The following is a 13106-nucleotide window of genomic DNA, read 5'->3' as shown; positions in this document are numbered from 1 at the left end:
GGCTGCTGCTTTAGGAACAGTCGCTTCAGTTGACCAACTGCCACACGCAAAGGAACGCCATGAAGGTCAAGCCGAGCGTCAAGCAGATCTGCGAAAAGTGCAAAGTGATCCGCCGTAATGGCCGGGTCATGGTGATCTGCGAGAACCCGCGCCACAAGCAGCGCCAGGGCTAATTTCCTTCCTGAAGGAAATCCTGGGTTGCTAACCCACGCAAGTAAATAAAGGCAGCACAAGCTGAATTGGGACGTATGAGCCCGGACAGCTAACCCCCGGTCGGAGGCTGGGGCCGCACAGAACGTGCGGGTGTACTGCCTACGACCTCCGGTTTATTCAAGGAGTACTGCCACTATGGCTCGTCTCGCTGGCGTAGACATCCCCCGCGAAAAGCGGTTGGAAATTGCGCTTACTTACATCTACGGCGTGGGTAAGACCCGTGCACACGAAACCCTGGCTGCCACTGGCATCAGCGCTGACGTCCGCGTCAAGGACCTCACTGATAACCAGCTGGTTGAGCTGCGTGACTACATTGAAGGCAACTACAAGGTTGAGGGTGACCTTCGCCGCGAAGTAGCAGCTGATATCCGCCGCAAGGTTGAAATCGGCAGCTACGAAGGTATTCGCCATCGCAAGGGCCTGCCCGTACGCGGACAGCGTACGAAGACGAACGCGCGTACCCGCAAGGGCCCGAAGCGTACCGTTGCAGGCAAGAAGAAGGCCCGTTAAATCCTCCCCACTTGCTCCCTAAAATCGCTGGCGCGATTTCAAGGAACCCTGCAAGTGTGGGCCCATCCAACGGCCTTCCCCCAATAACTTTCTGTAGGAGAAAAAATGCCCCCGAAGACTCGTGGCGCGGTTCGCAAGCCGCGTAAGAAGGACAAGAAGAATATCGCGCTGGGCCAGGCGCACATCAAGAGCACTTTTAACAACACGATCGTTTCCATCACGGACCCGAACGGCGCTGTTATCTCTTGGGCTTCCTCAGGTGAGGTTGGCTTCAAGGGCTCACGTAAGTCCACCCCGTTCGCAGCCCAGATGGCTGCCGAAGCTGCTGCCAAGCGTGCGCAGGAGCACGGCATGCGCAAGGTTGACGTTTTCGTCAAGGGACCGGGTTCCGGACGCGAGACCGCAATCCGCTCGCTGCAGGCCGCTGGCCTGGAGGTTGGCTCCATCCAGGACGTCACCCCCGCAGCGCACAACGGCTGCCGTCCGCCGAAGCGCCGCCGCGTCTAAGGCCTTTCCCGCTGCAGGAGCTTGCCCGGACCGTCGATGGTCCGGGCAAGCCCAGCCGCGTTAAGTCTTCAGACCGAATTTCCACCACCTGTGTTGCGTCATATAGCGGATGCTCGCCGAAAGGAAACCTAAGTGCTCATTGCACAGCGCCCCACCCTCTCCGAAGAGGTAGTCTCCGAAAACCGTTCGCGTTTCATCATTGAACCGCTGGAACCGGGCTTCGGCTACACCCTCGGAAACTCCCTCCGCCGTACCCTGCTCTCATCCATCCCCGGTGCTGCCGTAACCAGCATCCGGATCGATGGCGTGCTGCACGAGTTCACCACGGTTCCGGGTGTCAAGGAAGATGTCACTGAGATCATCCTGAACATCAAGAGCCTGTCGGTTTCCTCCGAGCACGACGAGCCGGTTGTTGCCTACCTGCGTAAGCAGGGCCCGGGAGTCGTCACCGCCGCGGACATCGCTCCGCCGGCCGGCGTCGAATTCCACAACCCGGATCTGCACATTGCCACGCTGAACTCGAAGGGCAAGTTCGAACTCGAACTGACCATCGAACGCGGCCGCGGCTACGTTTCGGCAGCTCAGAACAAGTCCGGCGACTCCGAGATCGGCCGTATCCCGGTCGACTCGATCTACTCGCCGGTACTGAAGGTTACTTTCCGCGTGGAAGCAACCCGTGTTGAGCAGCGCACCGACTTCGACAAGCTGATTGTCGACGTCGAGACCAAGCAGGCCATCGCCCCGCGCGATGCCGTTGCTTCGGCAGGTACCACCCTGGTGGAACTGTTCGGTCTGGCCCGCGAGCTGAACACCGCAGCTGAAGGTATCGAGATTGGCCCGTCGCCGACTGATGCTGCCCTTGCAGCTGACATGGCCCTGCCGATCGAGGATCTGGACCTCACCGTCCGTTCCTACAACTGCCTCAAGCGTGAGGGCATCCACACCGTGGGTGAACTCGTAGCCCGCTCCGAGGCCGACCTGATGGACATCCGTAACTTCGGTGCGAAGTCCATTGACGAGGTCAAGGCAAAGCTGGTTGAACTGGGCCTGTCCCTCAAGGACTCGCCTCCCGGTTTTGACCTCGCAGCACGCGCCGCAGCAATTGAAGAGGACGACGCCGCCTTCGGCGACGACGAACTCTAAAACAGATCTTGGCCGTTGGGCCGGACACCATGGTGTGACCGGCCCACGGCTTCCATATGAGGAGAAACAATTATGCCTACCCCCACTAAGGGTCCGCGCCTCGGAGGCGGCCCGGCTCACGAGCGTCTTATGCTCGCGAACCTGGCAGCAGCACTGTTCGAGCACAAGCGGATCACCACCACGGTGACCAAGGCCAAGCGCCTGAAGCCGTACGCAGAGCGTCTGGTGACTTTCGCCAAGCGCGGCGACCTGGCTTCCCGCCGTCGTGTGCTCGGCCTGATCAGCAACAAGGGCGTCGTCCACGAGCTGTTCACCGACATTGCACAGGCAGTGGAGAACCGCGACGGTGGCTACACCCGCATCACCAAGATCGGCAACCGCAAGGGCGACAACGCTCCCATGGCTGTCATCGAGCTGGTCCTCGAGCCGGTTTCCGCCAAGCAGGCCGTTGTAGCCGAGGCTACTTCCGCTGCGAAACGCGATGCGGACAAGACAGCCGACAAGAAGGAAGCTGCCGCTCCGGCTGCTGCCGAGGAAACTTCTGCTGAAGAAGCTCCCGAGGCCGAGGTTGTAGAGGCTCCTGCTGCTGAAGAAGCCGTTGAGGCTCCCGAGGCCGAGGCCGCGACCGAAGAGGCTCCTGCCGCCGAGGAAGCTGCTGAAGAGCCTGCTGCCGAGGAAAAGGACGCGAAGTAGTTCGCTGATTCCTTCGCATAGACTTGAGTCTATGAACGACCAAAAACCCGCGGCCCCCGTTACAGGGGGGTGGCGGGTTTTTGCGTATCCGGCTTGATTTGTCGTACGACGGCGGCCCTTTCAGCGGGTGGGCCCTGCAGCCGGGACGGCGTACGGTCCAGGGCGTCCTGGAGGCAGCATTGGAGCTGCTGGTCCGCAGGCCCGTCCGGGTCACCGTGGCAGGGCGAACAGACGCCGGTGTGCACGCACGGGGCCAAGTGGTCCACCTTGACCTGACGCAGGTCGAGTGGCTGGGGCTCAACAGGGGAGTGGAACTGGATCCCGCCGCCGCGCTGCTGCGCAGGCTGCGCGGGGCCCTCAGCCGGGGGCTCGGTGACCTGACGGGGGCTATCGAGGTTCATCTCGTCAGTGTGGCCCCGGAGGGGTTTGATGCCAGGTTCTCCGCGCTGTGGCGGCGTTACAGCTATCGGATCGCCGACGGTCCCGCCCTCTGGGATCCGTTGGAGCGCTATTTCACGCTGTGGCACAAGAATCCGCTGGACGTGGATCTTCTCAACGAAGGGGCCTCACACCTGCTGGGCCTGCAGAATTTCCTGTCCTTCTGCAAGCCTCGGGAAGGGGCCACCACCATCCGGGAGCTCCAGCGTTTTGAGTTTGCACGCGGGGAGGATGGCGTCATTGTGGCCACTGTCCAGGCAGACGCCTTCTGCCACAACATGGTCCGGGCACTGGTTGGCTCGGCCCTGTACGTGGGCGAGGGCATTGAGGAGCCGGGCTGGCTCCACGAGCGGCTCCTGGCGAAGAAGCGGGACGCCAAGTCCATCCTCGCCGCGCCGCACCCGCTGGTACTTGAGGAAGTGGCCTACCCTTCCGAGGGCGAGATGCTGGCGCGGGCCGAGCTGACGCGGGCGGTACGGGAGTAGTTCAATGGTGTCCCGGCGTGCATTGTCCTGACATGATTCAGCCCTTGTGTAAGGGTTAGGCTGCAGGCACTGCCGGACATTTGGCGGGAGCCAGGCGAACAGACGACCGGCTGAACACTGAAAGGTACACAATGTCATTCCAGGCATATCTTGACGCCGCTGAGGACAAGACAGGTCTCACCCCGAGAGAACTTGTTGACCAGGCGCGGAAGCGGGGCTTTGATGACCCGGCCACCAAAGCCGGAACCATTGTTGATTGGTTGACGGAAGACTACGGGCTCGGCCGTGGGCACGCCATGGCGCTCGTCCATGTCATCAAAAAGGGCCCGAAAATTGACCGCAAGCATGTCGGAACCGGGGGAACGCACAGCGACTCGTCGAACGTCCTCTGGCTCGACGGCAAGGCCACAAAGCCTCTCGCGTAAGGGTCTGCCTAAAACGATGGGGGAGGCCCCTCTGCCGGCAGCGTCAGGGTGAAAGTGGTGCCCTCCCCGGGGCGGCTTTCACAAGAGATGTCGCCGCCGTGGCGTTCAATGATGGTTTTGGTGATGGACAGCCCCAAGCCTGCGCCAGTGATGGCTGCATCACGGGCCGATTCAGTGCGGAAGAACCTTTTGAAGACTCTTGCGGAATCTTCGGGGCTCATTCCCATCCCCGTGTCCTTTACCCGTAACTGGATCCAGTCAGCGGTTCCCTGAGCACTGATGCTCACTACGCCACCCTCGGGGGAGTACTTGATGGCATTCGAGACCAGGTTGTCCAGCGCCTGGCCGATCCTCAGCGGATCGGCGTAGGCCCATAGCGGCGAAGGAACATCCGCAACGAACGAGATGGCGGACTGGTCCGCCTGGGCCCGCGCAGAGCCGATGCTGGTCGCGACAAGGCTCGCCAGGTCCGTCTGCTTCGGATAAACCTTGAGTGCTGACGAAGCCGAGAAAGTCAGGTCCGATACCAGGGCCAGGAGCCTCTCAGAATTACGCTGCACCACTTCAAGGCGCTGCGCGGAAAGTGGGGACAGGGAGGCAATGTCTTCCAGCACCAGGTCCACGTTGCCCAGGATGGAGTTCAGGGGTGTCTTAAACTCGTGTGAGACGTTGGAAATGAGCTCCTCGTTGGCGGCCAGCGCCTCCACCCAGCCTGTCACGTCGCTGTAGACCACCACGGCGCCGGTCAGGTGGCCGTCCTCGCTGATCAGCGGACGTGCGGCGGTGGAGAACGCCCGCTGGGAGGGTTCCTCGCCCGCCCAGACGAGGTAGTCGGCGAAGGACTCACCGGCGATGGCCCTGCTGATAGGTCTCTTCTCCGGCGGCAGGAGGGTCTGCCTGTCTTGCCCGAAAATGAGCTGGTGTCCTTTGCCGGGCGTCGAGTCCGCGGCTCCGGTGGCCCGGCGGAAGATGCGCTGCCGGCTATTCGCCACCAGGTAGTGCCCGGAACGGTCGACGGCGGCAATCGCCACGTCGGTGGCGTCCAGGACCGTCGCCAGCAACTTTTCCCGTTCGCGGCTGGATGCCAACAGTCTGATCAACTCCTCGTCCTTTTTCTGCAACTGCCGCTGCTGGGTCCTCATGTTCACGCTCGCGAAACGTATTGCTAGGCAGACTGCCAGCGTCATGAGCGGGAAAAGGGCGAAGGTAGTAGTTTCTGAAGGCGTGAGGTTAGGGAACCTGCCCCACAGCGATGGGATCATGATCAGAAGCGGCCCAGCAATACTTAAAACCATGCTGGTACGGGACAGCATTCCTGATGCGGAGAGCCAGATGATCGGAAAGATCGCAAGTGTCGTTAGTCCCGCGAGAAGCGGCGTGGCTCCATTGCGCGAAAGCCCTATGGCCAGCAGGTCCAGCAAGGGGATGACCAGGTAGGACCTCGGACTGAAACGATCCCAAGGGATGAGGAAGCCTGCCACGAACAAAACACCGTGGAGGACAATTCCGGCGATATACAAGGGACTTTCCAACAGGGTGGGCCATGCAAAGGGAGTTGCTATGGCCATTGCAGTAACGATCAACGTCAGCGGTAGTTGGCACAGCGTCACTTGGGCGCGAAGATTGTGCCCCCCGAAAAACTGGCCCATTCCACGCGCAGAAAGCCGATCAACCAGCCGCTCAGCCATGCCTGCGGCCCAGCTTCGTAGGTGAACCGAATTCCGTCCGCGGCCAATAACCGAGCGATTTAATGAATGTAATGAAGCGCACAGTGCTCCCCCCTCATGGTCCCCAATGTACACCTGCTGTCATGATAATTGACTTTGGCCGATCAAAGGAGATAACAACTTTGGCAGATCAAAGGAGAAAACACGTGTCATCTGTCATCCTTGCTTGTAGCGTAGAGACAGTTGGAGTGGAGATGGCATTGGCGCTGGGCTAATGGGGGCATTTTCACCTGGCGTAGGGGTACCACATGAACGATCTCGGAGTAGCAGTAGTCATCGAAGATGACGCCGACATCCGCAACCTCCTGGAGGGTGTGCTGAGTCAGGCGGGTTTTGAAGTCCACACTGCGGTGGGCGGGCGGGAAGGCGTTGAGATTGTACGGGATAAGCAGGCAAACGTCGTTACTCTGGACATAGGCCTTCCCGACATTGACGGGTTTGAGGTGCTCCGGCGGATCCGCTATTTCAGTGATGCCTACGTGGTGATGTTGACTGGGAGGACCGAGGAGCCGGATCTGCTCTCAGCGCTGAATGCGGGTGCCGACGACTACATTGCGAAGCCGTTTAGGCCCCGGGAGCTCCGGGCAAGGCTGGCGGCCATGATGCGCAGGCCCCGTCATGAGGTCAGTCGACAGCTGCAGGTTCCTGCAGCGTGGGCGGCACCTGCCGGGTTCCCCGCGCCGCCAGCGGATGCCGGCGTGCTGCGGCACAACGGACTCATGCTTGATTCCCGGACCCGTTCGGTGGTGGTTCGCGGCGAACAACTGCAGCTCACCCGAAGCGAATTTGATCTCTTGCACCAACTACTGAAGGGCCGAGGCGCGGTCTCTACCAGGGCTGATCTGGTCCGTGCAGTCCGCGGCGAGTTCTACGACGATGACACCTACATCAGTGACGCCGATGAGCGGGCGGTGGAAGTTCACATCGGTAACCTCCGGCGAAAGCTTCAGGAGGACCCGTTGTCCCCACGTTGGCTTCAGACGGTTCGGGGGGTCGGATATCGGCTGGCGCCGCAAAAATCGGATCCCCAGGGCTAGTAGCATGTGCAGCTAGCACCCCGGGGGTGCGTCCGGCTCCTTACCTAGCCGTTCCTCAGGATGAATGTAGCTGACCTGGAGCTCCTCGACTGTCCGGTCGCCGTGATCTGCAACGCGTTCCATAAGTTCCTGGCCTCGGCCGAAATCGCCTTGGCGAATCACGGTCTCCAGAGTCTCCGCCAGCCGTGCCAGGCGAAGGCCACCAATCATCTTGGACGTAATCTTCAAGCTGATGATCGCGTCAAGGGCAGCTGCCCGGTCCTGGCTCTGCACCGCGGCTGCCAGCCGGGTGTAACGCAACTCCCATAACGCGGCATAATCCTGGGCAAAACGGACAGCGAGTTCTGATCCGTTCAGCTCCTGCTCCAAGTCCTGAAGAATGCTGGCATCAACCAGGGGGATAAGTTCATCTGTCTCATGGAACATTCCACCATCCGCATTGGCACGCGACCCTGCTGGGGAGTTGTCCGCGGGGACACCTCCACCGCTGGGGCCAGGCTGTGGGATGCTCATTGTTCAAGGGTACTTCCCAATTGTTTTCAAAAGTTAGCTTTAGGAAAATCCTGTGGAAATCTTGCGGGATTTCGCGGACCGGCTCTTTCTTATTGGGCGCTGAACGATGCAACGGCGTGGATTACCGCCGGCCCGAGAATCGCGATAAAGAGCACAGGAAAAATGAAGAACAGCAGAGGGAAAAGGATCATCACGGGAAGCTTCATGGCCTTTTCCTCGGCTCGCTGGCGCCGCTTCACGCGCATCACCTTTGCCTGAACCCTGAGGACCCTGCTGATTGCTATGCCGTAGGTATCTGCCTGGACAATGGCCTGAACGAAGCTGCGGAGTTCAGGGAGGTTGGTCCGTTGGGCGAGTGCCAGATAGGATTCCCGCCGGCTCCGCCCGACGTGCATGTCCTGCAGCGTCCGCACCAGTTCCTCGGCCAGAGGCCCCCTGCCGTTCGCTCCCGCCCGGGCCATGGCGCCCTCGAAGCCCAGCCCGGCCTCTACCGAGATGAGCATTTGGTCCAAGGTGTTGGCCAGTTCCAACTGGATGACTTTCTGGCGTTCCAGTCCTTTGCTGTACAGGAGCAGATCCGGGATGAAGTAGCCGAGGAAGAGGACGAAAATACCAGCGAGTTTGAGGATGGGTTGAGGGCTGCTCGTGGCGATGAGCAGGCCCAGTGAAGCTCCCACCAGGCCGAGGACGGGCTTCGCTGCCAGGATCCGACCCAGGGGCCACCCTCCGGGACGGCCGGCCAGCGAGAGCAGCTTGTCCAGTTTCCGGACATACGCTGGCGGAGTCAGTCGATAGCCGATGCTGTCCAGGAGGCCTGTCTGTCTCTTGTCGACCACTTCAACCGGGCGCCCGCCACGGTTCAGGATTTCCAGGGTCGCCGTTCGGGCCTTGCGGTCGACAGAGAGGGCTGACCAGGCAAGATAGCCGATCGGAACGCACACTAGCAGGAGAGAGGAAAGGACGAATGGATTCATGGCGGCCTCAGAACTTCAGATCGATAATTTTGCGCATCCAGAGGCTGCCAATGGTCATCATGACCATGGACGCGCCGATCATGATCCAGCCCAGCGGATCAGTGAACATCGCATCCATGTAGCCGGGATTCACGGCCAGAAGCATGAGCACAATACCGATCGGCATGGCGATCAGGATGTAGGCGGAAAATTTCCCTTCTGCGGCAAGGGCCTTGATATGGCCCTTGATTTCGGCTCGTTCGCGGATCGTTTCGTTGACTTGGTCAAGGACGTCAGCGAGGTTGCCGCCGACTTCGCGGTTGATCTGGATGGCCTGGGCGATCCAGACGAAATCCTCGCTCTTCATGCGTTCAGACGTATTGGTTAATGAGGCCAGCAGATCGCGTCCGAGGCTGGTTTCCGTGATTACGCGCCGCATCTCTTCCGACGTCGGGCTTTGCGATTCGGCAGCTGCTGCCTCAATGGCCCTCAGGATGCTGTGGCCGGCGCGTAGGCCTCCGGCCAGCAACTGCAGGGTATCGCCTAGTTGCTGATCGAACTTGGACCGCCGCTTCCCCGACAGGAAGGACAGGACCAGATGCCCGGCGAACGGCGCAAGGACAACGAGAAAGACAGAAAGGACAGGGAGGCCGATGACCAGCCCCAGAAGGGCACCCACGACGGCACCGGCGATGACCAGGACGATGAACTCCGCCTGGCTGAGCCTGACTCCTGCGTTTTCCAGCGCATCACGGCTAAACAGGCGGGCATTCCCCGAATCGATGAACCGGTCGACGGCCCGGACCGTGGATCCCGTCAGGCGCGTCAGGTGCGACGGCGGTTCCGACTCGTATGGGCGCCGGCGGTCCACCGCAATCTGAGGTGCCCGTGGCATCACCAGGGCCACACCCAGCAGGATGGCTGCCAGGAAAAGGAGGAGGGCTCCGAATGTCAGCATGGCAGGCTTCCTAGCCTGTTCCCGCACCGGTGGGGGTGGCGAAGACTCCGGGCGAAACATGGATACCCAGGTCCTCGAAGCGGTCGATAAAGCGGGGACGGATACCCGTTGCCACTGGCCGACCGAGGAACCGCCCGTGCTGATCCACGCCGGCGGAGTAGTCGAAAACAAACGCATCCTGGAGTGTGACGATATCGCCTTCCATGCCCTGGACTTCCGTGACGTGGGTAATCCGGCGGGTGCCGTCGCGCAACCGTGAGATTTGGATGATGAGGTTCACCGCGGACGCAATTTGCTCGCGGATGGCCCGCAGCGGCAGGTCCATCCCCGCCATGAGTACCAGGGTCTCAAGGCGGGCCACGGCGTCGCGCGGCGAGTTGGAGTGCACGGTGGAAAGTGACCCGTCATGGCCGGTGTTCATGGCTTGGAGCATGTCCAGTGACTCACCGCCACGGACTTCTCCAACAACGATCCGGTCGGGGCGCATACGGAGCGAATTTCTGAGGAGCTCCCTGATGGTCACCTCGCCCTTGCCCTCTGTGTTGGGAGGGCGGCTTTCCAGCCTCACCACATGCTCCTGCTGGATCTGGAGTTCTACAGCGTCTTCAATCGTGACAATGCGCTCATTGGCCGGAAGGAAGGATGAGAGCACATTCAGCAGAGTGGTCTTTCCCGTTCCGGTACCGCCCGAGACGATGATATTGAGCTTGGCCTTGACGCAGGCATTGAGGAGTTCGGCCATTTCCGGAGTCAGCGTCCCGAAGTCAATGAGGTTGCGCACGGTCAGCGGCACCTTGCTGAACTTTCGGATGGTGAGCGAAGAGCCACCCACGGCTAGTGGCGGAATCACGGCATTGACCCGGGAGCCGTCTTCCAGACGGGCATCCACCAGGGGAGAGGACTCATCAATACGGCGGCCCACTTTCGACACAATGCGTTCGATGACCTTCCGCAGGTGCTCCTCCGAGCTGAAACGGGAATCGGTAAGGGTGAGCTGTCCCTTGCGCTCTACGTAGATCTGGTCCATGCGGTTCACCATGATCTCGGTCACCGCAGGATCGTCTAGCAGACGCTGCAATGGGCCGTAACCGAGCACGTCGTCTGCGATATCCTGCACCAGACGCGTCCGCTCCTCGGCAGACAATGGCACCTGTTCCGTATCGATGATGCGTGTAAGTTCCTCGCGGGCAGAAGTCCTGAGCTCGTGTTCGGTGATCGCGGAGTCGCTGAAGCGGGCTCCCATCCGTTCGAACAAGGCTGTGGCGGCGCGCTCCTTCATTGCGGCAAAGGCGTCCACGGGCTGCTGGGCTTTCGGCCGGGCCTCCTCAGACGGCTCGGCTACGACGATGTCGGCCGCCGGAACCATGCCGTTCGACGCCGGCCGCTGGGCAGGGGTCTGGAGTCCTGCCATCCGGGACTCACTCCTCCGGACATCTGTCCGCCTGCTATCGGTGGGGAACGGGGGCGTCACGGGAGCGGGATGGTTTCCCGGCAGGGTTCGTGATTCGGCGGCCATGATGCGCTCTGAAAGTTTCATTTAGACAACCACCCTTCGGTGAAGTTTCTTTTGAGCCCTGGCCCTCCAGGCGGGGTTGAACCGGTTTACTAGCTGGTTGAATCCTTTGACCGCCGGGTCCCTGACCGGCTCCTGCAGGACAGGGATGCCTCGGTTCGTGGAGAACGCAACGGCACGGGAACGCGGGATGCTCACGTCCACAGGCGCGCCGATAGTCGACTCGATGTCCTGGACTGTCAGTCCGGACTTGGATTCAGCCATGTTCAGGACCACGTGCCGGGTTTCGGGGAGGATGTCCAGGCGCCGGAGGATGTCCAGGCCCGAACGCAGGCCCCGGACGCTTGGAATGTCCATCGCGCTGACCCAGACCACATCGGTGCAGCGCTCCATGGCTGCGAGGCCGATCTCGGGCAGGCCGGGAGCCGTGTCCACCACAACGTACTGGAATTGCACTGAGAGTTGTTCGAGCAGGCGGCTGACCTGATCCGGGGTGATGTCGTCGGCGTCGATCGGGCTAAGCGGAGCGCACAGTGCGTAAATGCCGCCCGGGTGGACAGTGAGGAAAGCCTTCAGGACCAGGGAGTCCTGGCTTGCGGCAGGGGAGACAGCGTCTGTGACTGTGTGCTCCGGGTTGAGGTAAAGCCCGGACGCTACGTCGCCAAATTGCAGGTCGAGGTCCACGATCACTACCCCCATAGGTGCGATCTTGCCGAGTCCAATGGCGATGTTCGTGGCGATGGTGGTCTTTCCCACCCCGCCCTTGGGCGAGAAGACTCCTATAAGCAGTCCCTTGTTGGATTCGGCCGCCAGCGAAGGTGACTGAACGGGGCGTCTCGGGAAGGACTGGATGGTGCGCTGCAACAGCACACGGATCTGAGCGGGATCAGACTCGGGGGCGAGCATGTCCCGAATGCCGGCCCTCATTGCGTGAAGGAGGACTTCGGGGTCCGGATGGCCGACCAGGATAACGCTGAGTTCCGGAAACTGGACATTCAGCACTGTCGCCAGCCGCAGCCCATCCTCCACCGGTACTTCGGGGCCTAGGATGAGGATTTCTGGCTGTTCCTGGTCCAGCGAAGCAAAGAGCTCGTGAGGGCTGGCTGGCAGTACCGCTGTGAAGAAAGTCTGCACGCCGCCCTGAAGACCGCCGGCAACGGCCTGGCGAAGACGGCCGTCAAAGTCGGCGTCGGGCGTGATAAGGACGAAGCGGCTCATTTGTAAAGATCCTGCTTCTGCATGATTTTGGGTCCGCTGTCCTGCGCGTCCAGTGGTTCCTTGCTCAGCCAGATACTGGCGAACTCGGAGGCGAAGACAACCTTGTCCGCGTTGACGTCGTTGACTGCCACGGTGATCATCAGCGACCCCGTCGGCAGATTGACGTCGCGCGGATCGGCCTCGGCTTCGGCGCTCGCGGACGGTGCCGGCTTGGCGGCTGCGCCTTCCGGGGCACGCTGGACTGCTGTCACCAGGACTTTGTGAATTGAAAGCTGCGTGGTTTCACCGGGCTTGGACTCAAGGCCGCCGGAAGTCATGGAAATGAAGACGCCAACGTGGTCTCCGGCCTCCAACCGGCCGCCGATGACGCGCTGCGGCTCGAGCTGGAAGGACACTTCCTGGAGGCCTGCAGGCACGTTGACCGAGCCTGAGGTCTTGAGGTCTTCGGGTGCAACAAGTCGCTCGGTCACCAACTGCTCACCGGGGATCAGGTCCACGGCGGCCACTTTGCCGGTAGCATCGTCAAGCGTTTTGAGCGCGGTCTTCCCGACGGCGGTGCCCGGCAACTGCTCCACGGCCACTGATGCCTTCATGGCTTCCACCGGGGTTCCGGCCGGTACGGCAGTTTTGACCACCAGAACGTCGACCGGGTCCAAATTCTTGACCGCCCGCTGATCCGCGCCTTGGGCGTACGTGACGATGATGACCGCACCCACGAGGGCCAGCAGCACTGCCACCACTCCAGCCAACATTCGTGACTTCACTGACTGCTC

At 61.2% G+C, this 13106-nt stretch carries 15 protein-coding genes; 8 read left to right on the top strand and 7 right to left on the bottom strand.

Annotated features, from left to right (window positions below; all coding sequences use genetic code 11):
* Positions 1 to 59 precede the first annotated feature (59 nt).
* The 7 genes from rpmJ to J7E83_RS08120 all read left to right on the top strand — a co-directional run bounded on the left by rpmJ (position 60) and on the right by J7E83_RS08120 (position 4414).
* Complete coding sequence (gene rpmJ, locus J7E83_RS08150) at positions 60 to 173, top strand: 50S ribosomal protein L36 (protein WP_009358722.1); 114 nt, start codon at positions 60 to 62, stop codon at positions 171 to 173.
* A gap of 175 nt (positions 174 to 348) precedes the next feature.
* Positions 349 to 723, top strand: coding sequence for a 30S ribosomal protein S13 (gene rpsM, locus J7E83_RS08145; RefSeq protein ID WP_214960700.1), 375 nt, complete (start codon positions 349 to 351; stop codon positions 721 to 723).
* A 105-nt stretch (positions 724 to 828) separates the two neighbouring features.
* On the top strand, positions 829 to 1230 hold the full coding sequence (rpsK, locus tag J7E83_RS08140; RefSeq protein WP_018769149.1) for a 30S ribosomal protein S11: 402 nt from the start codon (positions 829 to 831) through the stop codon (positions 1228 to 1230).
* A gap of 132 nt (positions 1231 to 1362) precedes the next feature.
* Positions 1363 to 2373, top strand: coding sequence for a DNA-directed RNA polymerase subunit alpha (locus tag J7E83_RS08135; RefSeq protein WP_131131310.1), 1011 nt, complete (start codon positions 1363 to 1365; stop codon positions 2371 to 2373).
* Positions 2374 to 2445: 72 nt separating this feature from the next.
* Complete coding sequence (gene rplQ / locus J7E83_RS08130; protein WP_214960698.1) at positions 2446 to 3066, top strand: 50S ribosomal protein L17; 621 nt, start codon at positions 2446 to 2448, stop codon at positions 3064 to 3066.
* Between the two features lie 80 nt (positions 3067 to 3146).
* Positions 3147 to 3989 carry a tRNA pseudouridine(38-40) synthase TruA gene (locus J7E83_RS08125; protein ID WP_214960696.1) on the top strand — a complete coding sequence of 281 codons (843 nt, stop codon included), beginning with the start codon at positions 3147 to 3149 and terminating at the stop codon, positions 3987 to 3989.
* Positions 3990 to 4120: 131 nt separating this feature from the next.
* Entirely contained in the window at positions 4121 to 4414 is a 294-nt protein-coding gene (locus J7E83_RS08120) for a DUF4287 domain-containing protein (protein ID WP_214960694.1), read from the top strand.
* 8 nt (positions 4415 to 4422) lie between these two features.
* Here J7E83_RS08120 and J7E83_RS08115 read toward each other — a convergent pair whose 3' ends face one another.
* Positions 4423 to 5982, bottom strand: coding sequence for a cell wall metabolism sensor histidine kinase WalK (locus J7E83_RS08115; RefSeq protein WP_251043490.1), 1560 nt, complete (start codon positions 5980 to 5982; stop codon positions 4423 to 4425).
* A gap of 407 nt (positions 5983 to 6389) precedes the next feature.
* Here J7E83_RS08115 and J7E83_RS08110 point away from each other — a divergent pair, with 407 nt between their 5' ends.
* Positions 6390 to 7178: a response regulator transcription factor gene (locus tag J7E83_RS08110; RefSeq protein WP_214960692.1), complete on the top strand. Its 789-nt coding sequence runs from the start codon at positions 6390 to 6392 to the stop codon at positions 7176 to 7178.
* A gap of 12 nt (positions 7179 to 7190) precedes the next feature.
* On the opposite strand, the gene J7E83_RS08105 is transcribed toward J7E83_RS08110, so the two are convergent.
* The 6 genes from J7E83_RS08105 to J7E83_RS08080 all read right to left on the bottom strand — a co-directional run bounded on the left by J7E83_RS08105 (position 7191) and on the right by J7E83_RS08080 (position 13097).
* Positions 7191 to 7691: an Hpt domain-containing protein gene (locus tag J7E83_RS08105; RefSeq protein ID WP_251043489.1), complete on the bottom strand. Its 501-nt coding sequence runs from the start codon at positions 7689 to 7691 to the stop codon at positions 7191 to 7193.
* A gap of 89 nt (positions 7692 to 7780) precedes the next feature.
* Positions 7781 to 8665 (bottom strand): type II secretion system F family protein, encoded by an 885-nt coding sequence (locus J7E83_RS08100; protein WP_214960691.1) that lies wholly within the window; start codon positions 8663 to 8665, stop codon positions 7781 to 7783.
* A gap of 7 nt (positions 8666 to 8672) precedes the next feature.
* Positions 8673 to 9602, bottom strand: coding sequence for a type II secretion system F family protein (locus J7E83_RS08095; protein WP_214960689.1), 930 nt, complete (start codon positions 9600 to 9602; stop codon positions 8673 to 8675).
* Positions 9603 to 9612: 10 nt separating this feature from the next.
* The gene (locus J7E83_RS08090; RefSeq protein ID WP_396020523.1) at positions 9613 to 10968 is read right to left on the bottom strand and encodes a CpaF family protein; all 1356 of its coding nucleotides are present in this window, start codon (positions 10966 to 10968) and stop codon (positions 9613 to 9615) included.
* A gap of 171 nt (positions 10969 to 11139) precedes the next feature.
* Entirely contained in the window at positions 11140 to 12333 is a 1194-nt protein-coding gene (locus J7E83_RS08085) for an AAA family ATPase (protein WP_214960685.1), read from the bottom strand.
* Positions 12330 to 13097 (bottom strand): RcpC/CpaB family pilus assembly protein, encoded by a 768-nt coding sequence (locus J7E83_RS08080; RefSeq protein WP_214960683.1) that lies wholly within the window; start codon positions 13095 to 13097, stop codon positions 12330 to 12332. Before J7E83_RS08080 ends, J7E83_RS08085 begins: the two co-directional genes overlap by 4 nt.
* Positions 13098 to 13106: the final 9 nt, after the last annotated feature.

This window comes from Arthrobacter sp. ISL-48 (assembly GCF_018613805.1).
In the GTDB taxonomy this organism is placed as follows: domain Bacteria; phylum Actinomycetota; class Actinomycetes; order Actinomycetales; family Micrococcaceae; genus Arthrobacter.
Note: the sequence above shows the minus strand (reverse complement) of the source record. Positions and strands in the feature narration are given on the sequence as shown.

Excerpts from the sequence above, each read along its gene's own strand:
- J7E83_RS08095 (WP_214960689.1), bottom strand. The coding sequence starts at position 9,602 with ATGCTGACATTCGGAGCCCTCCTCCTTTTCCTGGCAGCCATCCTGCTG.
- J7E83_RS08090 (WP_396020523.1), bottom strand. The coding sequence starts at position 10,968 with ATGGTTCCGGCGGCCGACATCGTCGTAGCCGAGCCGTCTGAGGAGGCC.
- J7E83_RS08100 (WP_214960691.1), bottom strand. The coding sequence starts at position 8,665 with ATGAATCCATTCGTCCTTTCCTCTCTCCTGCTAGTGTGCGTTCCGATC.
- rplQ (WP_214960698.1), top strand. The coding sequence starts at position 2,446 with ATGCCTACCCCCACTAAGGGTCCGCGCCTCGGAGGCGGCCCGGCTCAC.
- J7E83_RS08115 (WP_251043490.1), bottom strand. The coding sequence starts at position 5,982 with ATGGCCATAGCAACTCCCTTTGCATGGCCCACCCTGTTGGAAAGTCCC.
- J7E83_RS08110 (WP_214960692.1), top strand. The coding sequence starts at position 6,390 with ATGAACGATCTCGGAGTAGCAGTAGTCATCGAAGATGACGCCGACATC.
- rpmJ (WP_009358722.1), top strand. The coding sequence starts at position 60 with ATGAAGGTCAAGCCGAGCGTCAAGCAGATCTGCGAAAAGTGCAAAGTG.
- J7E83_RS08085 (WP_214960685.1), bottom strand. The coding sequence starts at position 12,333 with ATGAGCCGCTTCGTCCTTATCACGCCCGACGCCGACTTTGACGGCCGT.
- rpsM (WP_214960700.1), top strand. The coding sequence starts at position 349 with ATGGCTCGTCTCGCTGGCGTAGACATCCCCCGCGAAAAGCGGTTGGAA.
- rpsK (WP_018769149.1), top strand. The coding sequence starts at position 829 with ATGCCCCCGAAGACTCGTGGCGCGGTTCGCAAGCCGCGTAAGAAGGAC.
- J7E83_RS08120 (WP_214960694.1), top strand. The coding sequence starts at position 4,121 with ATGTCATTCCAGGCATATCTTGACGCCGCTGAGGACAAGACAGGTCTC.
- J7E83_RS08105 (WP_251043489.1), bottom strand. The coding sequence starts at position 7,691 with ATGAGCATCCCACAGCCTGGCCCCAGCGGTGGAGGTGTCCCCGCGGAC.